The sequence below is a fragment of the Empedobacter sp. UBA5036 genome, from assembly GCF_002415215.1.
GTDB classification, from domain to species: Bacteria; Bacteroidota; Bacteroidia; order Flavobacteriales; family Weeksellaceae; genus Empedobacter; species Empedobacter falsenii_B.
On sequence record NZ_DICC01000068.1, the window covers coordinates 96,552 to 120,424 of the forward strand.

The window sequence follows — 23,873 nt, forward strand, 5'->3', positions numbered from 1 at the left end:
ACCTATTTCTTAATTCCATAATATCCATGACTTTTCTTTATAGCCCATTTTTGTTTAAAATGAATCCATTTTAGTTGAAAAATCTTGCGCATCAATTTATCGGTATAGCGCATAATAAATACATGATAAATGGTATTCATCACTTGAAAAAACTCATTAGGAAAGGTGCGTAAAGACATTGAAAATCCTGCTTCTAAATAACGATTATAATGCCAATAACCGCGTGGGATAAATAAAGCATCGCCATGATTCATGACAAAATCAAAACCTTTTGCGTGTTTCAAAGCTGGGAATTTTTCGTAATCGGGATGATCATAATCAATTTCGTAAATTGTATGTACCGAAAGTGGAACTTTATATAAAGCTTTGGATTGTTTTGGATCAAACAACAAAATTCGTTTATCACCTTGGAACTGAAAATGAATGAAATCCGTCATATCGACATCATAATGCATCAAAACTTTAGCTTCACTTCCTCCAAAAAATAGTGTAGGCAAACGTTCAAAATATTTTAAACCTAGATCAGGATAAGTGAAATTTTTGAGTAATTCGGGAATTTTATCTTTGATGATAAAACAGAACGAAATTCACGGTTTACTTGGTCCAAATGGAGCAGGGAAAACAACCTTGATGTCGATACTTTCTGGATTGATTAAACCAACTTCTGGTAATGTTGTGATTCAAAATTTAAATTAAAAAACAGATTTAAAAAAGATTCAGAAAATCATTGGAATTGTACCACAAGAGTATGCATTGTATCCAACTTTGACGGCGAGAGAAAATTTAGAATTTTTTGGAAAAATTTATAAAGTTCCTTCAAAAGAATTACACGAAAAGATTCAGCTTTTGACTGAAAAAGTAGGAATGAATAATTTTTTGGATAAAAAAATTGATTCATTTTCGGGCGGAATGAAACGTCGTATTAATTTATTGGCAGGAATTCTTCATCAGCCAGAAATCCTTTTTTTAGATGAGCCAACCGTGGGCGTTGATATACAATCAAAAATTGCGTTATTGGATTATTTACAAGAATTGCATCAGCAGGGAATGTCGATTGTTTACACGTCGCATCACATGGCAGAAGCCGAAGATTTTTGTACGCAAGTTACAATTATGAATCAAGGAAAATCGATTGTAACAGCCGAACCGAAAGAATTAATCAAGCAAGTGAATGCGTATAATTTGGAGGAAGCTTTTGTTAATCTAACTAAAATATCGTGATATGTTGAGCCAACTTTTAGCATGTATTAAGAAAGAAATTTTATTACTTATTCGTGATATTGGCGGATTGGTGATTCTTTTTATTATGCCCTTGATTTTGGTTATTACGGTGACTAAAATTCAGAAAAGTACCTACGATTCTTTTGCCGAAGCGATTATTCCGTTGCTATTTATTGATCATGATCAAGATAGTATTTCAGCAATTGTAAAAAAACATATTTCACATTCTGGAAATTTAAAAATTGTAAATGAATTAAATGGAAAAAAATTAACGGAAGATAAACTGAAATCCGAAGTTTTTAAAGGTAAATATCAAGTAGGAATTGTAATACCAGCGCGATTGTCAAAAGATTTGAATTATAAAATCAATCAAAATGTTGAGAAAATTCTGAACGAATTTGCTTTTGATAGCACACAAGTGAAATATAATCAACAGGTCAATCCAAAAACGATTAAATTATACTTTGATCCTGCTACTTCGCTGGCTTTCAAAGAAAATGTATCGAATGTTTTGGATAAATTAATTACTGATACCGAGAATAAAAGTATTTACAAAGCATTTCAACAAGAAATGGGATCTGATGATTTAGGCTTTCAAAATGAGAAGTTTATTCATTTTCAAGAAATTGTTCCTGAGGACTCTAAATCAGTTTTGAAACCAAATGTAACACAACATAATGTGCCTGCATGGACATTATTTGCGATATTTTTTATCGTAGTTCCGCTGTCAATCAATATTGTAAAAGAGAAAAGTTTAGGTACACATATTCGATTATTAACAAGTCCCATGCTTTATTTTGTTCAAATTATTGGAAAAACAATCACGTATTTAATCATAAGTTTACTGCAATTTACTATGATTTTATGTGTCGCTAAATTAGTTTTTCCATTGATTGATTTACCAGGTTTCAAAACGGATGGTATATTATTTTCGATTTACGGATTTACTGTATTCGCTTCTTTAGCAGCAATTGGATTAGGACTTTTAATTGGTACAATTGCGAAAACCCAAGAACAATCTGCACCTTTTGGAGCGACTTTGGTCGTGATTTTAGCCGCAATTGGCGGTGTTTGGATTCCAGTTTTTGCGATGTCAGATTTTATGCAACATTTCGCGAAAATATCACCGATGAATTGGGCACTCGATGGCTATTATAGTTTAATCCTGAGAAATCAATCTTTTCTTCAGATTGTTCCGAATATTATTTTGTTAACTTTGTTCTATATTATTACCTTGTTTGCCGCTATATATTATGATAAGTTCAGAAGAGAAGATTAAAACATTAGTACATAATTCTAATTTCGCAGTACGATTCAATGAAACCGATCCGTTGGGAATTGTGTGGCATGGGAATTACATCACGTATTTTGAAGATGGAAGGGAAGCTTTTGGACGTCATTTTGGGATTAGTTATTTGGATATTCAGAAAAGTGGATTTGTAACACCAATTATTAAGTCGGTTTGTGAACACAAATTTCCGTTGAAATATGGTGATATATGTAGAATAGAAACGACTTTTGAAGATACTTTGGCGGCTAAAATGATATACAAATTCAAAATTTTTAATCAAGATGAAAAGTTAGTTTGTATTGGTGAAACGATTCAAGTTTTTTTAGACAACGAAGGAGATTTAATGTTAACATTACCACCATTTTTTGAAGAATGGAAGAAAAAAGTAGGATTGTTGTAATGGAAAAAGTTTACATTAATCGTGCGAATATTTTAACGCCTTTCGGAAATTCTATTCAAGCGAATTGGAATGAATTAGTGAAAGGAAATTCTGCTGTTTATAAAATTGATTCTTTTGGACATTTAAAGAATTTTTATGCTGGAAAAATTGATGATGAAATTTTCTTAAATTTAAAAGGTCAAGTTGAAGATAATCAGATTTATACTCGATTAGAATTATTTGGTATTTTAGCTCTTCAATCTATTATTGATAAATCGAAAATTTCAAAACGAACAGCTTTTGTAATTTCAACAACAAAAGGCAATATTGATCAACTTTCTGATTCGTTAGAAAAAGCTTCAATTACAAATTTTGCCAAGAAAATTGCAAACTATTTTAGATTTAAAACTGAACCAATTATCATTTCAAATGCTTGCGTTTCTGGAGTTTTAGCAGTTAATATAGCAAAACGTTTCATCGAAATGGATGAGTTTGATGATGCATATGTTTTGGCTTTGGATGAGTTGACAAATTTTGTTTTGACAGGTTTCAATTCATTTCAAGCAATGGATTTTGAGTTGTGTAAACTATTTGACAAAGATAGAAAAGGTGTAAATTTAGGCGAAGCTGCGGCTTGCGTTTATCTTTCTAAAAATCAAGAAAAGAATAGTTTTCAGATTTTGGGTGAAGCTTCAATCAACGATGCAAATCATATTTCTGGACCATCTCGAACGGGTGAAGGCTTAGTTTTAAGTATAGAGTCGGCGATGAAAGAAGCGAATATTTATTCAAATGAAATAGATTATATTTCGGCTCATGGAACGGCAACATTGTATAACGATGAAATGGAAGCAATCGCTTTTAATCGTTTGCAAATGGAATCGATTCCGACAAATAGTTTAAAAGCTTTTTATGGACATACATTGGGTGCTTCTGGATTGTTAGAATTGATTATTTCGATGAAACAAGCAGAAAAAAATTTGCTTTTGAAAAGTCATAATTTTGATGAATTAGGAGTTTCAGTTCCATTAAATATTTTGAAAGAAAATCTTCAAAAAGAAGTCAATATTATTTTGAAAACTTCTTCAGGTTTTGGAGGAAGTAATGCTGTAATTATTTTAAAAAAAGTTCAGTATGACTAAAGTTGAGATTAAAAACGAACAAATTTGGTTGAATGATGAACTTTATTTTGAAGATTCTTCAGGAGATTTTGGTATATTTTCGAAAAATTTCTTCAAATCTTTCCAGATTGATTGTCCAAAATTTTATAAAATGGATCATCAGAGTAAATTAGCTTTTTTAGCTGCCGAAATTTTATTGAAAGATGAAAATACATTTAACGAAAATCAAGATATTGCATTGGTTTTTGCAAATCGAAATTCGAGCTTAGAATCTGATTTGAAACATCAACAAAGTATTCAATCTACGGATGAAATTTTTCCGAGTCCAGCAGTTTTTGTTTACACATTAGCAAATATTTGTTTGGGTGAAGTGAGTATTCGTCATCGATTGAAGACAGAAAATGCTTTTTTTATTTCGGAAAATTTCAATGAAGAACAATTAAAAAAGTATGCGAATTATTTAATTCAAAAAAATAAAGCAAAGAAAGTTGTTTTGGCTTGGATAGATTATTTACAAGGTGATTACGAAGCGAAAATGTACTTAATAGATTAAAAACAATATTAGTTAACAATAAAAAATACTATGGAAAATTTAATTAACAATTTGAAAGTTAAAATCATTGAAATTTTAAATCTTGAAGATGTATTAGTAGAGGATATCAAAAATGATGATCCTTTATTTGGTGATGGTTTGGGATTAGATTCGATCGATGCTTTGGAGTTGATTGTTTTATTGGATAAAGAATATGGAATTAAAATTACTGATCCAAAAGAAGGAAAAACGATCTTTCAATCGGTTGAAGTAATGGCAGATTATATTGAGAAAAATAGAACAAAATAATGGCTAAAAAAGTTGCGATAACAGGAATGGGAATCATTTCGGCAATTGGTAAAAATGTCGAAGAGAATTTCGATTCATTAATTCATCAAAAGCATGGTTTATCACGACTCGAAAATTTTGAATCTATTCATAAAAACGAAATTTTTGTAGGAGAAATTAAATTATCGAACGATGAATTAGCAACTTTTTTAAATTTATCTCCGGATAATAATTTCTCTCGAACAGCGATGTTAGGACTAATTACTGTGAAAGAAGCTCTGCATAATGCAGGAATCGAAAATGTAAATGAAGTCAGAACTGGATTGATTTCTTCGACAAGTGTGGGAGGAATGGATATGACAGAAAATTACTTTTTGGATTACGAAAATCTGCCTAATAAACAAAAGTACATTTCGAGTCATGATGCTGGCGCTTCTTCCAATCAAATTGCAAAAGAGATCGGTTTGAAAGGCTTTGTTTCAACAATTAGTACGGCTTGTTCTTCGGCTGCGAATGCGATTATGTATGGCGCGCGCTTGATTAATTCAGGAAAATTGGATCGAGTGATTGTTGGTGGAACGGATGCATTGTCAAAATTTACCATTAATGGATTCAAAAGTTTGATGATTCTGAGTGATGAGTTTAATCAGCCATTTGATGAAAATAGAAAAGGTTTGAATCTTGGTGAAGCCGCTGCTTATTTGGTTTTAGAGTCGGAAGAATCTATTCGAAAATCAAATAAAAAAGTTCTTGGTTATTTGATTGGTGCAGGAAATTCGAATGATGCGTTTCATCAAACGGCTTCGTCTGATAATGGAGAAGGAGCGTATTTGGCAATGAAAAAAGCATTTGAAACTTCCACTATTCAACCAACCGAAATTGATTATATTAATGTCCACGGAACAGCAACAAACAATAATGATATAACAGAAGGTCGAGCGCTGAAGAGAATTTTTACAGAAAATGTTCCTAATTTTAGTTCTACAAAACCATTCACAGGCCATACGTTGGCTGCTGCTGCGAGTGTTGAAGCGGTTTTTAGCTTGTTAAGTCTTCAACATAATCTTGTTTATCCAAATCTTAATTTTCAATCTCCGATAGAAGAGTTGAATATCTTTCCAATCACAAAATTGGAAAAGAAAAATGTTGAATATGTGTTATCAAATTCGTTTGGTTTTGGAGGGAATTGTTCAACTTTAATTTTTTCTAAATCATGAAAGAAGTATTTGTAAACGGATTAGGTTTTGTAAATGCACAATTTATAGATGAAATTACGAATGATTTTCTTCCTTTAGAAACTTCAATAACAAAGGCAAAATCTCCTTCTCTTAAAGATATGATTTCGCCAGCGATGAGTCGTAGAATGGCTTCGGGAGTTAAAATGGGAATTTATTCTTCTCTAAAAGCTATGAATGAAGCAGGAATTGAACAACCAGAGGCAATAATTACAGGAACTGCTTTAGGTTGTTTGGTTGATTCTGAAAAGTTTTTGACGAATATTATTCAAAATAAAGAAGAGTTTTTAACACCAACGGCTTTTATTCAATCTACACATAATACGGTTGGCTCTCAAATTGCTCTGCATCTTGGTTGTAATGCATACAATTTTACATATACAAATGGTTTTAATTCCTTTGAAAATGCACTTTTAGATGGTTTTTTACAAGTTGAAAATCAGGAACTAAACAGCGTTTTGGTTGGAGGAATTGATGAAATTGGAGAAAGAACATATCAATTGTTACAATTAATTGGTGAGATTGAATCAAAAGATAATCAAGGAATTAAATATAGTGAAGGCGCACATTTTTGTGTTTTATCTAACAATAGAAACGAAAACTCTTACGCGAAAGTTTTAGATGTTTCTATTTTAAATCAATATGAAGATTTGAATTCTGAAATTTTAAAATTTATTCAATTGAATGACATGATTTTAACCGAGATTGATGGGATTATTTCTGGTAAAAATTTATTGAATATTAATGAGTTAAATAAAATCGAGTTATTTGAATACAAAGATTTTATTGGAGAATTTGGAACTTCTTCTGCTTTCGGATTTGTGTTAGGATGTGAATTGCTGAAAAATCAAACTTTACCAAATCAATTCAAAGTGAATGATGTAAAAGCTGAAAGTTATAAAAATGTACTTTTGGTGAATGAGCATAAAGGCAAGGATTTAAGTTTAGTATTGCTTCAATCGATATGAAATTCAGATTTGCTACAATCCTTTTTGTAATTATACTAATCTGTTTATCAATTGGTTGTTTTACAAAAGATTTGTCTTTTTTTTATTTATTGATACCTTTTTTTGTTTGGTTAACATTGACAATTTTTGGCGCTTTTGAAATTCGATTCAACTATTTTTTGAAAGCTTATCATAGAGGAAATAATCATACTGAGAAAATAATTTCTCTAACTTTTGATGATGGACCAACTGAATTCACGCCAAGAATTCTTGAGATTTTAGAAAAAAATAATGCAAAAGCAACTTTTTTTTGCATTGGAAAACAAATCGAAAAGTATCCTGAAATTCTTCAAAAAACTCATCAGTCAGATCATTTGATAGGGAATCATACATTTCATCATTCTTCTAAAAATGGTTTTTATTCTGCTGAAAAAATCATTGATGAAATCTTTTCTACCAATCAACTTATTAAAGAAAAAATAAACGTTACGACGAAAATTTTTAGACCACCTTTTGGTGTAACGAATCCACATATATCAAAGGCTTTAAATAAAACACAACATGATGTAATTGGTTGGAATATTCGTTCTTTGGATACAGTTATTAATGATGAAAAAAAATTATTGAACCGAATTACTGGTCAAATAAAGCCTGGTTCGATTATTTTGATGCATGATACTTCGGACAAAACGGCGAATGTTTTAGAGCAATTATTCGTATTTTTACAAAAGGAAAATTATAAAGTAGTTCCATTAAATGAACTCTTGAAAATTGATGTATATGAAAACTAAAATCTTCATTTTATTAGCTTTTTTTCACTTGACAATTTTTGCGCAAGAAAGTAAAATGAGTAATGCTGAAATTGAGAATTTCAAAAAAGATATTATAGCTGATTCTAAGAAAATACAAACGTTGACGGCTGATTTTACACAATATAAAGTGATGAGTTTCTTGGATAAACCAATTGTTTCGAAAGGAAAATTGTACTTGCAAAATCCTAAAGCGATGCGTTGGAATTATACACAACCAATTGATTATAATGTGATTTTTAACAATGGAAAAATTTACATTAATGATGAAGGGAAAAAATCGAGTGTAGATTTACAAGGAAATAAAAAATTTGAAAAATTAAATCAATTAATTGTCGGAAGTGTAAGTGGAAATTTGTTTGATACAAACGATTTTATCATAACTTTTGCGAAAACTGATAAATCTCGAATTGCAAAATTACAACCAAAAATAAAGGATGTAAAAAAGTACATCAAAGAAATTCAGTTGACGTTTTATTCAGGTCAATCAACGGTTACAGAAGTCAAATTAATTGAACCTTCGGATGATTACACGAAAATTTTATTTACCAACAAATCTTTAAATAAAACAATAAATGCGTCTGTTTTTAATCCTTAGTTTTTTCATTTTAACCTCTTGTGGAACGACTTACAAAATTGCTGATATACAAGAACAACAAAAGGATGAAAGGGAGTTTTTGAACCCATATTTTAGTTCAACTGATAAAGAGTATAGTTATCGTTTCAAGATTACGTTCATGAAAAAGGAAATGAAAGGTAATTTTGTTGTGAAAAAATTGGGTTACAACTCGCATCGTGTGGTAATGACGTCTGATTTTGGGAATACGTTATTCGATTTGTCAGTTACAGACCACGATTATACATTGAATTATGTAATGCCAGATTTGAAAAAAAAAGTGGTTGTAAAAACTCTTGCAGAAGATTTACAAGCTATTTTTAAGAATGATTTTCAAGTTGATGAGCATATAAAAACGACAGATCAAACGATTTTAAAATCAAAAGAAGTGAGTTTAATTTTTGCTAAGAATGAATCAAATTATTTTAAAGAATTGGTTCATTTAAAGAAGAATAAAATAAAAACGATTAATCAATTTTCAGGAGATCAAACAGATTTTCCTGATCAGATTTTAATCAAACATAATCACTTCAATTTAAGTATCACACTTACAAAAGTAAATATACAATTAGAGGAAGAGTAAACTAACGTACAAATCATCTTTTTTTAGATTATATTTGTAACTCAAAACTATTACAAATGCTTATTCCTAATCTATATATCATTAAAAATACTGAGAAAATTGATGAAAATAATTTTAAAGTTCAAATTGAATTAAATCCAAATCATCAAGTTTTCGAAGGTCATTTTCCAAATAACCCAATTACACCTGGTGTTTGCATGATGCAGATAATAAAGGAGATAACAGAAGGTTTTGTTTCGAAAGATTTGTTTTTGTCTAAAGTTTCGAATGTGAAATTTATGGCGACAATAAATCCGTTTATCAATCCTATTTTGGATTTGAGTTTGAATGTTGTTTGTGAAAATAATGAAGTGAAAGTGAAAAATTCTTCATTTTTTGAAACGACAAATGCGTTGAAATTTAGTGCAATTTATAAAGTTTTAGATTAATGAAAACTCTATTATCTATCTTTTTGTCGGTTTCATTTTTCTTTGGATTAACCTTATCCGAATTGAGAACAGATTTTGAAAACGCTTCAAAATCATCGAATAATGTATCTGTTTTGTATAATAAATTAGATAATTATTCAGGTGATAATCAAACAATTATTGCATATAAAGGTGCGTCTAAAATTCTGAAAGCAAGGTATATAAAAGATAAGGAAACGAAGAAACAATATTTTACAGATGGTGCAACTTTGATCAATAATTCGATAAAAAAAGACTCGAAAGATGTTGAAAATCGTTTAATTCGATTGATTGTGCAAGAGAATATTCCAAAATTTATCAAGTACAATCAAAATATACAAGAAGATAAAACATTCATTGTCGAAAATTATAGTTCTGCGTCAAAAGAAGTAAAAACTTTGGTGAAATCTTACGCTAAAAAATACAATACTTTTACAGCACAGCAGCTGAAAAAACTAAATTAATCAATGGATTTTTCGATTATTCGACATAAAATAGACGAACAAAAAGTTTGTGTACTTATTCCGACTTATAACAATCATAAAACATTGAAACGTGTGATTGACGGAGTTTTGGAATACACGAATCAAATTATTGTTATAAATGACGGATCGACGGATTCTACTTCTGAAATTTTAAAAGATTATCAGAATCAACTTATTGTAATTGAACTTCCAGAGAACAAAGGAAAAGGAAATGCACTACGTATTGGTTTCAAAACTGCGCGAGAAAAAGGCTACCATTATGCCTTAACAATCGATTCGGATGGTCAGCATTTTCCACATGATATTCCAAATTTTATTACAGAATTAGAGCAAAAAAATAAGCCTGTTTTAATTATTGGAAGTCGTCAAATGGAGCAAGATGGAATTCCGAAGAATAGTAGTTTTGGAAATAAGTTTTCTAACTTTTGGTTTTGGTTCGAGACAGGAATTAAACTGAATGATACGCAATCTGGTTATCGTTTGTATCCGTTGAAATTCATTCCGAAAAAGTTCTGGACAAATAAATTCGAATTCGAAATTGAAATCATTGTGCGAACAGCTTGGAAAGGAATTGAGGTGACGAATATTCCAATTGATATTTTGTACGATCCAAACGAACGCGTATCTCATTTTCGTCCATTTCAAGATTTTACGCGAATTAGTATTTTGAATACTTTTCTGGTTTTTTTGACGATTTTTTACATTAAACCACGTAATTTTTTCTTCAGTTTCAAAAAAAAAATATACGAACATTCATTAAAGAAGATATCCTAGGAAGTAATGATAGCAATAAAGTAAAAGCGCTTTCAATTGCTTTGGGAATTTTCCTTGGAATCGCTCCATTTTGGGGCTTTCAAACTTTTTTATCTATTTTTTTAGCGTCAATGTTTCGTCTTAATAAAGTGATTTGTTTCTTTTGTTCCAATATTAGTATTCCGCCAATGATTCCGATAATTATTTATCTTTCTTTGCTGACAGGTGGATTTATTTTGCAGGACAATTTTCATTTAGATTTGAGTTTGGTTTCTTTCGAAATTATCAAAAAAAATCTGCTTCGTTATATTGTCGGAAGCTTTGTTTTAGCAACTTTTTGTAGTATTGTTAGTGGAATTGTAAGTTATTTTTTATTAACTTATTTCAGTCAAAAGAAGGTTAAGAATGCATAAATTTTTCTATAACATATTTTTACAAATCAAAGCGAATAAATGGTTGAGTGTATTCTTTTTTGTTCTCTTTTTAGTTGGTTGTGCATTTTTTGCAAATCGACTAAAATTTGAAGAAGATATTACGCGAATCATTCCGAAAGATGAGAAAAATGATGCAATGGCAAAGGTTATTGCTCAATTAAAATTTACGGATAAAGTTGCGGTGATTATCGAAAAAGATAAAGTAGGAACGCTTGATGATATGACGGCACAGGCAACTGATTTTTTAGATAGTATCCAACCGTTAAATAACTATTATAATGATATTCAAGGGCAATATGATTTAGATAATTTTGCTTCGACTTTTGATTTTGTTCATCAAAATTTACCGCTTTTTTTAGAGAAAGAAGATTATAAAACGTTAGAGCAAAAATTGTCTAAAGATTCGATAGCTTCTATTGTTGAAAGTAATTACAAAAGCTTAATTACGCCGACTGGAATTGTTTCGAAAGAATTTATGTTGAAAGATCCGCTTGGGTTGACTTTTGTTGCATTAAATCGTTTAAAAGAAAAGAATTTGACGGATGATTTCGAAGTTTACAATGGATTTATTGTGACGAAAGATCATTCGAAATTATTTCTTTTTATCAATCCTAAATTTTCAGGAAGTGAAACAGAACATAATACCGAATTTGTCAATCGATTAGAGGAAATTCAACAGCATTTAAATCCTGAATATAGCGGAAAATCAACATTAAGTTATTTCGGTTCAAGTTTTATTGCGGTAGCAAATGCAGAGCAAATTAAACAAGATATTATTACAACTGTTTTGATTTCGATGATTACATTAATGGTCATTTTAATTGTATTTTATCGAAAAATTTACATTCCGATAATTATTTTTATTCCTTCCGTTTTTGGTTTTTTCTTTGCTTTGGCACTTTTGTATTTTATTCAAGGTACAATTTCTGCAATTTCTTTGAGTATTGGAGCAGTTTTATTAGGAATAACGATTGATTATTCGTTGCATATCATGACGCATTATAAGCACAATAGCGATTCTAAAACATTGTTTAAGGAGATTACAAAACCGCTTATCATGAGCTGTACAACTACAGCGATTGCATTTTTGTGTTTACTTTTTGTGAAATCGGATGTGTTGAAAGATTTAGGAATTTTTGCTGGAATAACAGTTATTGTTTCTGGTGTTTTTTCTTTATTGATTATTCCACATTTGTATCATCCGAAAGAAGATGCTGTTGAAAATAATTCTTCAATAATAGAGAAGTTAGCGTTCTTTTCATTTCATAATAACAAGATATTGATTGGTGCTTGTGTTCTTTTGATTATAGTGAGTTGTTTTACGTTTAATAATGTCAATTTTGACAAAGATTTATCTAAATTAAATTACGTTCCAACCGATCAAAAAATAGCGGAACAAAAGTTAGAGACTTCGTCTAATTCTATCTCAAAATCGTTGTATGTAGTTAATTATGGAAATAATGTAGAAGATGTTTTAAATCAAAATATTGCGTTAACAAATAAGCTTGAGCAAGCAGAAAATAAGGATGAGATTTTAAGTTATAATTCGATTCAATCATTGGTTTTACCAACTTCTGTTCAACAAGAAAAAATAAAAGATTGGGAAAATTTCTGGAATTTAGAAAAAGTGAATTTTGTAAAGAATGAATTTATCAAGGATGGAAAAAAATATGGTTTCAAAGAAGAAATTTATAATCAATTTTTCTCAATTTTTGATAAAGCATATCAACCTTTAAAATTAGAAGATTATCGCGCGTTTAATCCATCGCTTTTTGAAGAATTTGTTTCGCAAAAAAATGGTTTTTATACGATTTCTACTTTAGTCAAATTAAAGGAAGAAAGCCGAGAAAATTTCATCAAACAATATCATAATAAAGAAACAATTGTAATTGATCGCAAACAGTTAAACGAAAACTTTTTAGGAAATTTAGTTACTGATTTTAATAACCTTGTCAATTATTCGTTTATTGCTGTTTTATTAATATTGTGGTATTTCTTTCGACGTATAGAATTGGTTATTATTAGCGCGATTCCTATCGCATTATCAGGTTTGGTTACAGCTGGATTGATGGGACTTTTTGATATTAAATTCAATATTTTTAGTAGTATTGTTTGTACATTAGTTTTTGGTCATGGAGTAGATTTTAGTATTTTTATGACGAGTGCTTTACAAAAAGAATATACGACTGGAAAAGATGAAATGCCTACTTATCGAACTTCGATTTTGTTAGCAGTTATCACGACAATTTTAGCAATTGGAGCGTTAATTTTTGCCAAACATCCAGCGTTAAAATCAATCGCATCAGTTTCGTTAGTTGGAGTTGTGGCAGCGCTAGTGATTACATTTATTTTCTACCCAATTTTATTTCGATTTTTCATCTCAAATCGTCCTAAAAAAGGTAAAAGTCCAATGACGTTGTGGTTAGCAATTCAAAGTGGAATTTTCTTCATTTATTTTGGATTATTTGGTACGGTAACTTCATTAATTCTTCGATTTTTGATGCTTATTTTACCAATTTCGAAAGAAAGAAAATATGCACTTTTTGGATGGGGAATGTCAACTTTTATGAAATCTGTGTTGATGTTAAAGCCAACTGTTGTCAAGAAAATTATTAATCCAAATCAAGAAGACTTCAAGAAACAGTCAATCATAATTGCGAATCACACTTCGTTCTTGGATACGTTGGCGATTGGAATGTGTACGCCTAAAATTGTGTTCTTAGTGAACGATTGGGTTTATAAATCGCCGATTTTTGGTCGAGCTGTGAAAATGGCAGGTTTTTATCCTGTTTCAAACGGTGTTGAAAATAATATTGAAGAGATTAAAACTCGAATTGGGAATGAGTTTTCGTTGATGATTTTCCCTGAAGGAACACGTTCTCGAACGAATAATATTAATCGTTTTCATAAAGGTGCATTTTATTTGGCGGAGAAATTGAAACTTGATATTTTACCAATTTATATTCATGGAAATTCAGAGATTATTCCAAAAGGAGATTTTTTAATTTTTGATGGACATATTTATTCAATAATAGGTAAAAGAATTGCTTGGAATGATGAAAACTATGGTTTGAATTATTCAGAACGAACTAAAAGAATCAGTAAGGAATTTAAAAATAATTTTCAAGAAATTCGAGATAAATATGAAGATAAAAACTATTGGAAACAGAAATTATTTTTAAGTTTTTTGTACAAAGAATCTGAAATTATTCAAGTTGTAAAAAAGGATTTTAGTTTGAATAAATCTGTTTATCATCAATTAAATAATGCATTTACAAAAGATGAAAAAATAGTTCATTTTTCGAATGATTTTGGACAAATTGATTTTTTATTATTGATGCAACAAGCAAACCGAAAAATAATAACGTTTGTAAAAGAGGAAGAAAAGCGAGAGATTGCAGCAACAAATTACATTACAAAAATTCGTTCGTTAGAATATCGTTCTGATCTTGATGTTATAGATGATTATAAGACGCTTTTAATTTCTACTGATATTGAAAATATTTATCAAGAAACAATAAATCAATTTGAGAAAATTGTTGTTTTAAAGAATAGAAATATTGACGAATCACTTTTTACAAGTTTTGCCCAACAAACCGAAACAAATGAATACACAGTTTACACAAAATAATTCTGAACCTCATTACGATGTAGTAGTGATTGGTAGCGGTTTGGGTGGACTTGTTTCTGCACTTATTTTGGCAAAAGAAGGCAAAAAAGTTGTGGTGTTGGAAAAGAACAATCAGTTTGGAGGAAACTTACAAACTTTTGTTCGAAATAAAACAATTTTTGATACAGGCGTTCATTATATTGGAGGTTTAGATAAAGGAGAAAATTTGTATAACTATTTCAGTTATTTGAATATATCCGACAAATTGAAATTGCGCAAGTTGAATAAAAATGGTTTTGATATGATTTCGTTTGATGATGATTCTCAGGAATATCCAATTGCGCAAACGTATCAGAATTTTGTTGATCAATTAGCTGTTTTTTTTCCTGAAGAGCGAGAAAATTTAATCAAATACAGCAAAAAATTAGAGGAAATTTGTTCTGCTTTTCCTATGTATAATTTGAATATCGGAACTTTTGCTGATGAAGAAGATTTTTTGTCGATTAATGCGAAAGAATACATCGATTCGGTTTTCACAAATAAGCGTTTGAAAGCGGTTTTAGTAGGAAATAATTTTCTTTATGTAGGACAAGCAGAGAAAGCCTTTGTACATACACGCGCTTTCAGTTAACTCTTATATACATTCGGCTTGGCGATGTGTAAATGGAGGAAGTCAAATTGCAAAACTTTTGATCAAAGAATTGAAGAAATATGGCGGAGAAATTTATAAATATCAAGAAATAAAATCATTTGTTCAGAACGAAAATGAAGAAGTAATTGGTTGTGAAACAACAAAAGGAAAACGTTTCTTTGGCGATTTATTCATTTCGAATATTGACATTAAAAAAACAATAGACATGTTAGGAGAGCGTAAGTTTGGTAAACCATTTTCTCGACGTGTCAAAAGCTTGGAAGTAACGCCGTCTGCATTTACTATTTATATTGTTTTTAAGCCAAAAAGTTTTTCCTATATTAATCATAATATTTATCATTTTAACTCAATAAATGATGTGTGGGATAGTTACGATAAACCTACAAATGATTGGCCAAATACATACATTGCAACATTTAGTATGGATCAAAAAGATGAAGAATATTCGGAAAGTATGACGGTTATGACGTATATGACGTTTGATGAAGTACAAAAATGGGAAGAATCGTATAATGTTGATATTAATGATAATTATGGTAATCGAGGAAAAGAATATGAAGAATTTAAACGTCAGAAAACGGAATTAATCATTCGTAAATTAGAGAGAAAATTTCCTGATTTTAGAGAAAAAATTTCTTCAATTCATACTTCTACGCCTCTATCTTATCGCGATTTTATAGGTTCTGAAAAAGGAAATATGTATGGGTATTTGAAAGATAGTAATCATCCGATGAAAACATTTATTTCACCAAGATCAAAAGTAAAAAATGTGTTTTTTACTGGTCAAAATGTCCGTGTTCATGGAGTTTTGGGTGTAACGGTTGGTGCATTTGTAACATGTTGCGAAATCCTTGGTGCTGACTATTTAATGAATAAAGTTCATCGTGAAATAAAACTAAATGCGAATGAATAAAACTATTTACTTTTTTACGTTTATTTTTTTTACGTTTATATCTTGTGGCATTAGAAAAAGTTTAGAAAATCGTCCTGATTTGTCTACTTTTCAATCAAAACAATATAGTAGAAATGAGATCAATGACTCACTTTTTTATATTGAAAATAATTTTTTTAAGAAAAATAAAACACAAAATTGGGAACTTTTTGTTTCGGGAGATCCGTTAGAAATTGGTCAAAAAACAGGTGTTTTAACGAAAGAATTATATGCTTTTCAAGAGCAATCTTTCATGAATTTGATAACTGATTTTATTCCTTCTGAAAAGCGCAGAAAATTTCTTTTCAAAGTACTCAAATATTATAATCGAGATTTACATAAATATGTCAACAACGAATATAAAGCACAAATTTATGGACTTTCTGAGTCTGCAAATAGCCACTATGATTCGTTAATAGACAAATATAATCGTAACCTTTTTTTACATGGGGCGCACGATATAGGACATGCTATGCATGATTTGATGTTGGTTGGTTGTTCATCTTTGGCTGTTTTGGATAATAAATCTGAAGATGGAGGTTTGTTGATTGGTCGCAATTTTGACTTTTATGCAAATGATGATTTTGCGAAGAATAAAATAGTTTCGTTTGTCAAGCCAAATTCTGGTTATCCCTATATGTCGGTGACTTGGGGTGGAATGATTGGTGTTTCGTCTGGAATGAATCTGGAAGGGCTTACAGTAACGATAAATGCGGGAAAATCTTCTATTCCACTTAAAGCAAAAACGCCTATTTCTCTCGTTGCTTTAGAAATTTTACAATATGCCTCAACGATTGATCAAGCAATTGAATTAGCAAAGACTAAAAAGGTTTTCGTTTCTGAGAGTATTATGATTGGTAGTTCAAAAGATCATCGTGTGGTGTTGATAGAAATTTCTCCTAAAAAGTTTGGTGTTTATGAAGTTCAAAATCAACCTTATTTAGCATGTACTAACCATTTTCAGAGTGATGTTTATTTGGATGATAAGCGAAATAATATTCAAAAAGAGGAAAGTCATTCGGTTTATCGTTTTGAAAAAATTGAAGAACATCTTTCGAATGAAAATAAGCTAAATCCCACTAAAATGGTTGAATTATTGCGTGATACAAATGGTTTGAAAAACACTAAATTAGGTTACGGAAATGAAAAGGCTTTGAATCAACTATTGGCGCATCACGCAGTTGTTTTTCAACCAGATAAACGATTGGTTTGGGTTTCGTCAAATCCATATCAATTAGGTGAGTTTACAGCTTATGATTTGAATAAAATTTTTAATGATTCTATTTCAAATTATATGTTAAATGTAGATAGTTTGAGAATAGAAAAAGACAAGTTTGTCTTATCTGCTGATTATTCTAATTATGAAAAATATCGTGAACAAACACACCAAATAAGTAAGTTGATAAAAGAAAATAAGAAAATTGATGAAACTTTTTTAACAAGTTACATTCAAAATAATCCTGATTTTTGGTTGGTTTATGACAAAGTTGGTGATTATTATTTTCAGCAGAAAGATTATCAACAAGCGAGTTTTTATTATAAATTAGCATTGACAAAGGAGGTGACTACAGTTCCTGACCGAAATAAAATTCAGAAAAAATTATCCAAATGTTCTCGAAAAACGCGTTAACATCCTTAGAACTTCAATCTTTAGAAGAGATTAAAGAATTTCAAAATCAGAAACTTCAAGAACAGATAAAGTATCTTGCGACGCATTCCAAATTTTATCAAGATTTATTCAAAAAATATCAAATTGATTGGAAATCTATTCAAACAACGGAAGATTTAAAATTAATTCCTGTTACAACGAAGAATGATTTGCAACAATATAATTTTGATTTTTTATGTGTTCCATTAACTGAAATTATTGATTACTCAACAACTTCTGGAACTTTAGGTGATCCTGTAACATTTGGTTTGACGGATAAAGATTTAGATCGTCTGGCAGCAAATGAAATGAATTCTTTTCAACGAATTGGGGTTCAAAAAGGTGATGTTGTACAATTGATGACAACGATTGATCGTCGTTTTATGGCTGGTTTGGCGTATTTTCTTGGTTTGAGAAAAATAGGCGCGGGCGTTATTCGTGTTGGTGCTGGAGTTCCGCAATTGCAATGGGATTCTATTTTAAAATATCAACCCAAATTTTTGGTTGCTGTTCCATCTTTTTTATTGAAAATGTTAGATTATGCAGAGAAAAATAACATCGATTATCAAAATTCATCCGTAAAATCGGTTTTGTGTATTGGAGAGTCGTTGCGTGATAAAGATTTGAATTCGTCTTTGTTGGCGCAAAAAATAAATTCGAAATGGGATATTCAACTTTTTTCGACTTATGCTTCAACTGAGATGGGAACAGCGTTTACAGAATGTAATGAATCGGTTGGAGGACATCATCAGCCAGATTTGATTATCACAGAAATTTTAGACGAGAATAATGAAGTTGTACAAGATGGTGAATTAGGTGAATTGACAATTACAACATTAGGAATAGAAGGAATGCCTTTATTGCGTTTTAAAACAGGTGATTTAGTACGCAAACATTCCGATAAATGTAAATGCGGGAGTAATTCGTATCGATTAGGACCAGTTGAAGGTAGAAAGCAACATATGATAAAGTACAAAGGAACAACCTTGTATCCGCCAGCTTTACATGATATTTTGAATCATTTTGATGAAATCAAATTACATTTAATCGAAATTTATTCGAACGAATTTGGAACAGATGAAATTTTAATTCGATTAGTTTCAACAGACGAAACCGATGATTTTTTAGCAAAAATAAAAGATTATTTCAGAGCAAAATTACGCGTAACGCCTTCTATAAAATTTGAAACTTTTGAAGAATTACAATCAATTGTTTTCAAGCCAGAAAGTAGAAAACCAATTACGTTTGTTGATTATAGAGAAAGTTAAATATATGAAATAAAAAGTCCACTGAAAGTGGACTTTTTATTTGAAAATATCTTATTTTAAATAAGTATCAGAATTTCTTGCCGGGCTTTTAACCTCTGGCCATTCTTGCTGTTTTCCGTCTCTACCATTAGGTAAAATACGACGCTCACGACTTACTAAATCTTTTTCTTGATCTGCCATCATCGTTAAAGTAGCACTCAAAATTGCATTCGTTTGTACTTCTTCAAAAACGATTTTATCATACGTATCTTTGTTTGTGTGCCAAGTATACGTACCGTAACCCCAATTTAATGAACTAAGTCCGAAAGCTGGCGCTCCTGCAGCGATAAAAGATGCATGATCCGATCCTCCACCACTTGGCATTCCAGGGAAATCTGTCTTGATTTCTTTCGTAATAAAATTAGGAACAGCTTGTAACCAGCGCGTCATGTATTCATATGATTTTTCAAAACCAGATCCATTGATGTTTACTACACGTCCTGTTCCATTATCTTGGTTAAATACAGCTTGAGTGTTTTTAATAATTTCTGGATGATCTTCTACAAAAGCACGAGAACCATTCAATCCTTGTTCTTCACTTCCCCATAAACAAATCAAAATTGTACGTTTGTTATTTGGGTATAATTTTTTGATTGTACGAATTGTTTCCATCATTGTGATAGTTCCAGTTCCGTTATCTGTTGCTCCTTGCGCTCCATCCCAAGAATCGAAGTGAGCAGAAAGAATAATGTACTCGTTTGGTTTTTCTTTTCCTTTAATTTCTCCAATAATATTGAATGTTTTCGCAACTCCATTGTGTTTAGATTGTGCATTAACAGTCAATTTTGGAGCAGTTCCATTTTCAGCTAAACGATATAACATTCCGTAATCTTCATTCGAAATATCTAACATTGGGATAGTTTTCGTTTTTGCACCAAAAATTCTATTTGCTCCCATAATTCCTGTCCAATAAGAAATTGCAACCGCTGCAGCTCCATTTTTCTCAAAAACTTCTGGAAGTGTATTGTTGTTGTAACCTGTCACTTTTATAGAATTTGCCCAAGCTTCGGCTTCAGCTTTTCTTGTTTCAGTAACTTTTTTATACAAATCCTCTAAACCAAAATCTTTGTATTGATAATCAGAACGTCCATATGATTGGTTTTGTGACATCAAAACAACTTTTCCTTTTACAGAAGGTAACCATGCGTCAAATTCAGCTTTTGTTTTGAAAACAGGCATTGCGATAGCATCTGCATTCACAGCTTTTTTAGTTGCTGGTGACCATGCTAATTGAGTAGCTTCGATAGATTTTGCTCTTGGATACGTCATATCAACATGCGTTATTCCGCGCTCCCATGCTTTCCATGTTCCATAATCTTCACGGCGGGCATCAATTCCCCAAGATTTCAACGTTTTAATTGCCCATTCTCCTGCTTGATCCATTTGTGGAGTTCCTACTAAACGAGGTCCGATTCCGTCTAATAATTCGTGCGAAATTTTCTTCAACTGCGAATTATTTTGAATTTCGGTTACAAAACTTTGTACAGTTGGGTCTAATTTTTCTTGTGCTTGCGCATGTACCGCAATAGACGATAATACAATTGTAGAGTAGGTTAATGTGTTAATCAATTTCATAATTAAAGTAATTTCGTGTGATAAATTTTACAAATTAGGTCTAAAATAGAATATTTTGTGAAATAAAAAAAGACATCTGTAGATGTCTTTTGTGTAATTATGTTTTTTTGAAAATATAGTATTGTTTTTTAACTATCTTTCATTTTAATGAATCGATTATTTTGTAGCACAAATATTTTGTCAGGGTTATAGGCATGATTCTTTTTCGATTCTTCATTTAATGGAAAAACCGTAATTGCTAAAACTGGAAAATCATTGAAACTAAATATCTGTAAATTAATGTTTTTATATAAATATTCGTCCTGAGAAAAATTTGCATCAAGTAAATTGTAATAATTAATCAATTCGACATCGCTCATAATACTTTCGGTTAAATTTTCTGGATGATAACCAACAAATAATAAACCTCCCTGACCATGCAGCATTGCATAAATATTTTTTTCAATTTCTTTCGGACAATTCTTTTCTAAAAACTGAACATAATTAAAATATTGATAATGAAAAAGATGATCGTAAAGACAATCTAGAATAAATTCGTTGTTCGAAATATTATTTATAAAAAATTGTCTTGTTGGGTTATTCCACAAAAAAGGTGTGTCTAAAATTTTGAAATAGTCATCTTTAATAGCAAAATTTGAGAATAGATTTTTATTTAATTTTATTGCATTTATTTGTTCTTCAAAACCTAAATTTTTCAGTAACTTATATTCGTTTATTAAATTGTTAAGTTGTTCAGAATAATTAATTTGTTTAGAATTTTTTAAAGAATAAATTTCATATTCGTTATCTTTTTTTAAAGAATCGAAATCTTCATTTAACACAAAAGACAAACTAATTCCGTAAGGAAAAATGGTTTCATTTGGAGTGATAAAAATAGCTTCTTGATTAACTAGTTTTAAGCGTTTGTAATTATTTTCGTTAGGAAAATTGATTTCAGTATTTATTCGATCAATTGCTTTTGGTTGAATAAAGTTACTTTCAATTTGTAGCAAACCTTCATTTGAAATAATTTCGATGTAATTTTTAAGAAAATTAAAAGCATCCAACCTATTTTTTAACCCGTTATCCGAATTAAATTCAGTTGTTTGAAATTCTTTTGAGCTTGTGCAAAAACGTGTTTTTACAACATAAGTTATTGTAGATAAAATGTTTTTGTGCATAGTTGAATTTTAATCTTTTGTAAATGTAAAAGATTAGTTTTTAATAATTTTTACTAAAAAACACTTTTTTATAAAAATTATTAAGTGTTTTTGTTAAGAACTTTTTGATTCCGTTTTCGATAAAATAGTCACTTTTTTTAACATTGTTTTTGAGGAAATGATAAAATTATAAATTTGATTTAAACAAAAAATCCTCAACTCCGAAGAATTGAGGATTTACTAACCAACTAAAATTAACTATATCTATGAAATTTGTATGCTACGTTTTTCTTTTGGTAAAGCTTCTTCTTTCTTAGGTAGAACTAATTGCAAAATTCCGTTTACATAAGAAGCTTCTATTTTATCTTCGTTTATGGTTTCTGGCAATGTAAATGCTCTTCTGAAGCTTGAAAAATTAAATTCTTTTCTCGAAAATTTTTCTTCTTTTACTTCTTCATTTTGTTTAAATTCTGATGAAATTTTCAAAATATTTTCATCAATTTCAATAGAGAAATCTTCTTTGTTTAAACCTGGTGCAGCTAATAAAATCTCGAAACTATCTTCATTTTCTTTGATATTTACTGCAGGAAATTGATTTTGAGAATTTACAAAAGTTTCAAATTTTGGACGCATTGCATTTTCAAATCCAAAAGGAAAATAATTTGCTCTATTTTTTCTTGCTGTATTCATGTCTTGTATGTTTAAATTTTTGATTTCATTGTTCATGTTTTCACTTTATTCAAATTATGTGCAAATCGATATTTTAAGACAAAATGACTGGTTTTTACTATTTTCAAATGTCAAAATGACCGAAAATTTAAATTTTGAACATAAAAAAATCCTGAAAAGTCATTTTCAGGATTTGTAAATCTCGGTAAAGATTCTATTTATTTATAAATTTCGTCTAAAACTTTTGCTAAACGTAGACCGCCTTTTAGCATTTGATCTTCGATCGTTTTTTTGTTGTCAAAATGATAACGGTAACCTAATTTATCGTCCATTTTAACACCTGCGTAAATTCTGTTTGCAATAATATAAGAGCCGTAAATCCAATCAGCAAAAGTTCCTTCTTGCATTGTTTTTTGTTGTTCTTTCGTTGCAATATCCAGTAAATTAGAATATTCTGTGTACGAATAGTTTTCGTAATCAACCAATTTAGAATCCCAAACGGTATGAATATTTACTTTATCGCGAAACCATTCAACTTTGATTCTATTTCCACCCAAATCGTCTGGACGCCCAACATGTAAAGGTTGATGCGCATCTCCCAAAATGTGAATCAAGAAATATAAATCGTGTTGTTTTTGTTCGATTGTTAAATTCTTGTTGTTTTTTAATTCATTAATCAAAAACAAACCTTTTTTGTACATATTATCATCAGAAGTTCCATCTAGCGCAACATCAAATTGTGCACGATCCAAATCTCCTGGAATATTTACGTAATGGTAAGAATCTGCATGTTTCCAAGAATCATCAGACTTGATAAAATCTGGCCAGTTCGCCCAATACGCTAATTTTTGTGGACCAATAATTTTTGTAATTTCTTTACGAGTTTTCTTGCTAATATGTTGTTCTGCAATTTGAGAAACTACTCGGTGACCTGTTAATCCCCAAGCTAAAGCACTTTCTGAAGCTAAAAATGCTCCTAAAAGCATTGCACTTCCTATAATTTTTTTCATTGTGTGAGCTCGATTTTTGACAAAGGTAATAAAACTAATTCAAGTAGAATGAGTGATTTTTGAAGGTGATTTTTAAATGATAGTTAATATTTTTTCAAGTAAAATCAAGTACTTTTTCATAAAAAAAACATCGATTTTAAAATATTCTTAAATAACTTAAATAACTTAAAAAACTTAAAAAACTTAAAAAAA

Annotated in this window: 20 protein-coding genes and 3 pseudogenes; 18 read left to right on the plus strand and 5 right to left on the minus strand. The window is 30.1% G+C overall.

The genetic code is table 11. The features are described 5' to 3' along the window. Window positions 1-2: 2 nt before the first annotated feature. Entirely contained in the window at window positions 3-587 is a 585-nt protein-coding gene (locus B4J88_RS13170; protein WP_414646644.1) for a cupin-like domain-containing protein, read from the minus strand. Here B4J88_RS13170 and B4J88_RS13175 point away from each other — a divergent pair. The 18 genes and pseudogenes from B4J88_RS13175 to B4J88_RS13260 all read left to right on the plus strand — a co-directional run bounded on the left by B4J88_RS13175 (window position 568) and on the right by B4J88_RS13260 (window position 19,249). Next, window positions 568-1,221, plus strand: a pseudogene (locus B4J88_RS13175) (ABC transporter ATP-binding protein). The gene B4J88_RS13170 and the pseudogene B4J88_RS13175 sit on opposite strands and share 20 nt — an antisense overlap. 1 nt (window position 1,222) lies before the next feature. Then, window positions 1,223-2,500 (plus strand): ABC transporter permease, encoded by a 1,278-nt coding sequence (locus tag B4J88_RS13180; protein WP_291067814.1) that lies wholly within the window; start codon window positions 1,223-1,225, stop codon window positions 2,498-2,500. Next, window positions 2,475-2,912 (plus strand): acyl-CoA thioesterase, encoded by a 438-nt coding sequence (locus B4J88_RS13185; RefSeq protein WP_038332275.1) that lies wholly within the window; start codon window positions 2,475-2,477, stop codon window positions 2,910-2,912. The genes B4J88_RS13180 and B4J88_RS13185 overlap by 26 nt, the downstream gene beginning before the upstream one ends. Then, on the plus strand, window positions 2,885-4,033 hold the full coding sequence (locus B4J88_RS13190; protein WP_291067815.1) for a beta-ketoacyl-[acyl-carrier-protein] synthase family protein: 1,149 nt from the start codon (window positions 2,885-2,887) through the stop codon (window positions 4,031-4,033). Before B4J88_RS13185 ends, B4J88_RS13190 begins: the two co-directional genes overlap by 28 nt. Continuing rightward, complete coding sequence (locus B4J88_RS13195) at window positions 4,026-4,565, plus strand: 3-oxoacyl-ACP synthase (protein WP_291067816.1); 540 nt, start codon at window positions 4,026-4,028, stop codon at window positions 4,563-4,565. The genes B4J88_RS13190 and B4J88_RS13195 overlap by 8 nt, the downstream gene beginning before the upstream one ends. Before the next feature lie 30 nt (window positions 4,566-4,595). Continuing rightward, window positions 4,596-4,853: a phosphopantetheine-binding protein gene (locus tag B4J88_RS13200; RefSeq protein WP_291067817.1), complete on the plus strand. Its 258-nt coding sequence runs from the start codon at window positions 4,596-4,598 to the stop codon at window positions 4,851-4,853. Then, window positions 4,853-6,049, plus strand: coding sequence for a beta-ketoacyl-[acyl-carrier-protein] synthase family protein (locus tag B4J88_RS13205; RefSeq protein ID WP_291067818.1), 1,197 nt, complete (start codon window positions 4,853-4,855; stop codon window positions 6,047-6,049). The genes B4J88_RS13200 and B4J88_RS13205 overlap by 1 nt, the downstream gene beginning before the upstream one ends. Beyond that, the gene (locus B4J88_RS13210; RefSeq protein ID WP_291067819.1) at window positions 6,046-7,035 is read left to right on the plus strand and encodes a beta-ketoacyl synthase chain length factor; all 990 of its coding nucleotides are present in this window, start codon (window positions 6,046-6,048) and stop codon (window positions 7,033-7,035) included. Before B4J88_RS13205 ends, B4J88_RS13210 begins: the two co-directional genes overlap by 4 nt. Then, the gene (locus B4J88_RS13215; protein WP_291067820.1) at window positions 7,032-7,805 is read left to right on the plus strand and encodes a polysaccharide deacetylase family protein; all 774 of its coding nucleotides are present in this window, start codon (window positions 7,032-7,034) and stop codon (window positions 7,803-7,805) included. The genes B4J88_RS13210 and B4J88_RS13215 overlap by 4 nt, the downstream gene beginning before the upstream one ends. Continuing rightward, on the plus strand, window positions 7,795-8,421 hold the full coding sequence (locus tag B4J88_RS13220; protein WP_409410633.1) for a LolA family protein: 627 nt from the start codon (window positions 7,795-7,797) through the stop codon (window positions 8,419-8,421). Before B4J88_RS13215 ends, B4J88_RS13220 begins: the two co-directional genes overlap by 11 nt. Further along, window positions 8,399-9,022, plus strand: a complete 624-nt coding sequence (locus B4J88_RS13225) for a hypothetical protein (RefSeq protein ID WP_125350373.1) — start codon at window positions 8,399-8,401, stop codon at window positions 9,020-9,022. The genes B4J88_RS13220 and B4J88_RS13225 overlap by 23 nt, the downstream gene beginning before the upstream one ends. A gap of 56 nt (window positions 9,023-9,078) precedes the next feature. Further along, complete coding sequence (locus tag B4J88_RS13230) at window positions 9,079-9,450, plus strand: 3-hydroxyacyl-ACP dehydratase (protein ID WP_125350372.1); 372 nt, start codon at window positions 9,079-9,081, stop codon at window positions 9,448-9,450. Continuing rightward, on the plus strand, window positions 9,450-9,932 hold the full coding sequence (locus tag B4J88_RS13235) for a hypothetical protein (protein WP_291067821.1): 483 nt from the start codon (window positions 9,450-9,452) through the stop codon (window positions 9,930-9,932). Before B4J88_RS13230 ends, B4J88_RS13235 begins: the two co-directional genes overlap by 1 nt. Window positions 9,933-9,935: 3 nt before the next feature. Then, window positions 9,936-11,119 (plus strand): annotated as a pseudogene (locus B4J88_RS13240) (DUF2062 domain-containing protein). Beyond that, window positions 11,112-14,771 carry an MMPL family transporter gene (locus B4J88_RS13245; protein WP_291067822.1) on the plus strand — a complete coding sequence of 1,220 codons (3,660 nt, stop codon included), beginning with the start codon at window positions 11,112-11,114 and terminating at the stop codon, window positions 14,769-14,771. Before B4J88_RS13240 ends, B4J88_RS13245 begins: the two are co-directional and overlap by 8 nt. After that, a pseudogene (locus B4J88_RS13250) lies at window positions 14,746-16,315 on the plus strand (phytoene desaturase family protein). The gene B4J88_RS13245 and the pseudogene B4J88_RS13250 overlap by 26 nt, the downstream one beginning before the upstream one ends. Then, entirely contained in the window at window positions 16,302-17,963 is a 1,662-nt protein-coding gene (locus B4J88_RS13255) for a C45 family autoproteolytic acyltransferase/hydolase (protein ID WP_291067823.1), read from the plus strand. Before B4J88_RS13250 ends, B4J88_RS13255 begins: the two are co-directional and overlap by 14 nt. Further along, entirely contained in the window at window positions 17,942-19,249 is a 1,308-nt protein-coding gene (locus tag B4J88_RS13260) for a phenylacetate--CoA ligase family protein (protein ID WP_280037047.1), read from the plus strand. Before B4J88_RS13255 ends, B4J88_RS13260 begins: the two co-directional genes overlap by 22 nt. Window positions 19,250-19,300: 51 nt before the next feature. On the opposite strand, the gene B4J88_RS13265 is transcribed toward B4J88_RS13260, so the two are convergent. From B4J88_RS13265 to B4J88_RS13280, 4 genes are all read right to left on the minus strand, one after another. After that, complete coding sequence (locus B4J88_RS13265) at window positions 19,301-20,863, minus strand: M20/M25/M40 family metallo-hydrolase (protein ID WP_125350368.1); 1,563 nt, start codon at window positions 20,861-20,863, stop codon at window positions 19,301-19,303. 128 nt (window positions 20,864-20,991) lie between these two features. Further along, window positions 20,992-22,023 carry a hypothetical protein gene (locus B4J88_RS13270; protein ID WP_219034300.1) on the minus strand — a complete coding sequence of 344 codons (1,032 nt, stop codon included), beginning with the start codon at window positions 22,021-22,023 and terminating at the stop codon, window positions 20,992-20,994. Window positions 22,024-22,266: 243 nt separating this feature from the next. Next, complete coding sequence (locus tag B4J88_RS13275) at window positions 22,267-22,692, minus strand: Hsp20/alpha crystallin family protein (protein ID WP_257468096.1); 426 nt, start codon at window positions 22,690-22,692, stop codon at window positions 22,267-22,269. Between the two features lie 197 nt (window positions 22,693-22,889). Continuing rightward, the gene (locus B4J88_RS13280) at window positions 22,890-23,681 is read right to left on the minus strand and encodes a S1/P1 nuclease (protein ID WP_219034301.1); all 792 of its coding nucleotides are present in this window, start codon (window positions 23,679-23,681) and stop codon (window positions 22,890-22,892) included. Window positions 23,682-23,873: the final 192 nt, after the last annotated feature.

What these genes read in the sequence shown, in the direction of transcription:
- B4J88_RS13235 (WP_291067821.1), top strand. Translation starts at nt 9,450, where the DNA reads ATGAAAACTCTATTATCTATCTTTTTGTCGGTTTCATTTTTCTTTGGA.
- B4J88_RS13255 (WP_291067823.1), top strand. Translation starts at nt 16,302, where the DNA reads ATGCGAATGAATAAAACTATTTACTTTTTTACGTTTATTTTTTTTACG.
- B4J88_RS13275 (WP_257468096.1), bottom strand. Translation starts at nt 22,692, where the DNA reads ATGAATACAGCAAGAAAAAATAGAGCAAATTATTTTCCTTTTGGATTT.
- B4J88_RS13190 (WP_291067815.1), top strand. Translation starts at nt 2,885, where the DNA reads ATGGAAGAAAAAAGTAGGATTGTTGTAATGGAAAAAGTTTACATTAAT.
- B4J88_RS13215 (WP_291067820.1), top strand. Translation starts at nt 7,032, where the DNA reads ATGAAATTCAGATTTGCTACAATCCTTTTTGTAATTATACTAATCTGT.
- B4J88_RS13280 (WP_219034301.1), bottom strand. Translation starts at nt 23,681, where the DNA reads ATGAAAAAAATTATAGGAAGTGCAATGCTTTTAGGAGCATTTTTAGCT.
- B4J88_RS13265 (WP_125350368.1), bottom strand. Translation starts at nt 20,863, where the DNA reads ATGAAATTGATTAACACATTAACCTACTCTACAATTGTATTATCGTCT.
- B4J88_RS13185 (WP_038332275.1), top strand. Translation starts at nt 2,475, where the DNA reads ATGATAAGTTCAGAAGAGAAGATTAAAACATTAGTACATAATTCTAAT.
- B4J88_RS13230 (WP_125350372.1), top strand. Translation starts at nt 9,079, where the DNA reads ATGCTTATTCCTAATCTATATATCATTAAAAATACTGAGAAAATTGAT.
- B4J88_RS13260 (WP_280037047.1), top strand. Translation starts at nt 17,942, where the DNA reads ATGTTCTCGAAAAACGCGTTAACATCCTTAGAACTTCAATCTTTAGAA.
- B4J88_RS13210 (WP_291067819.1), top strand. Translation starts at nt 6,046, where the DNA reads ATGAAAGAAGTATTTGTAAACGGATTAGGTTTTGTAAATGCACAATTT.
- B4J88_RS13220 (WP_409410633.1), top strand. Translation starts at nt 7,795, where the DNA reads ATGAAAACTAAAATCTTCATTTTATTAGCTTTTTTTCACTTGACAATT.
- B4J88_RS13225 (WP_125350373.1), top strand. Translation starts at nt 8,399, where the DNA reads ATGCGTCTGTTTTTAATCCTTAGTTTTTTCATTTTAACCTCTTGTGGA.
- B4J88_RS13200 (WP_291067817.1), top strand. Translation starts at nt 4,596, where the DNA reads ATGGAAAATTTAATTAACAATTTGAAAGTTAAAATCATTGAAATTTTA.
- B4J88_RS13205 (WP_291067818.1), top strand. Translation starts at nt 4,853, where the DNA reads ATGGCTAAAAAAGTTGCGATAACAGGAATGGGAATCATTTCGGCAATT.
- B4J88_RS13195 (WP_291067816.1), top strand. Translation starts at nt 4,026, where the DNA reads ATGACTAAAGTTGAGATTAAAAACGAACAAATTTGGTTGAATGATGAA.
- B4J88_RS13270 (WP_219034300.1), bottom strand. Translation starts at nt 22,023, where the DNA reads ATGCACAAAAACATTTTATCTACAATAACTTATGTTGTAAAAACACGT.
- B4J88_RS13245 (WP_291067822.1), top strand. Translation starts at nt 11,112, where the DNA reads ATGCATAAATTTTTCTATAACATATTTTTACAAATCAAAGCGAATAAA.
- B4J88_RS13180 (WP_291067814.1), top strand. Translation starts at nt 1,223, where the DNA reads ATGTTGAGCCAACTTTTAGCATGTATTAAGAAAGAAATTTTATTACTT.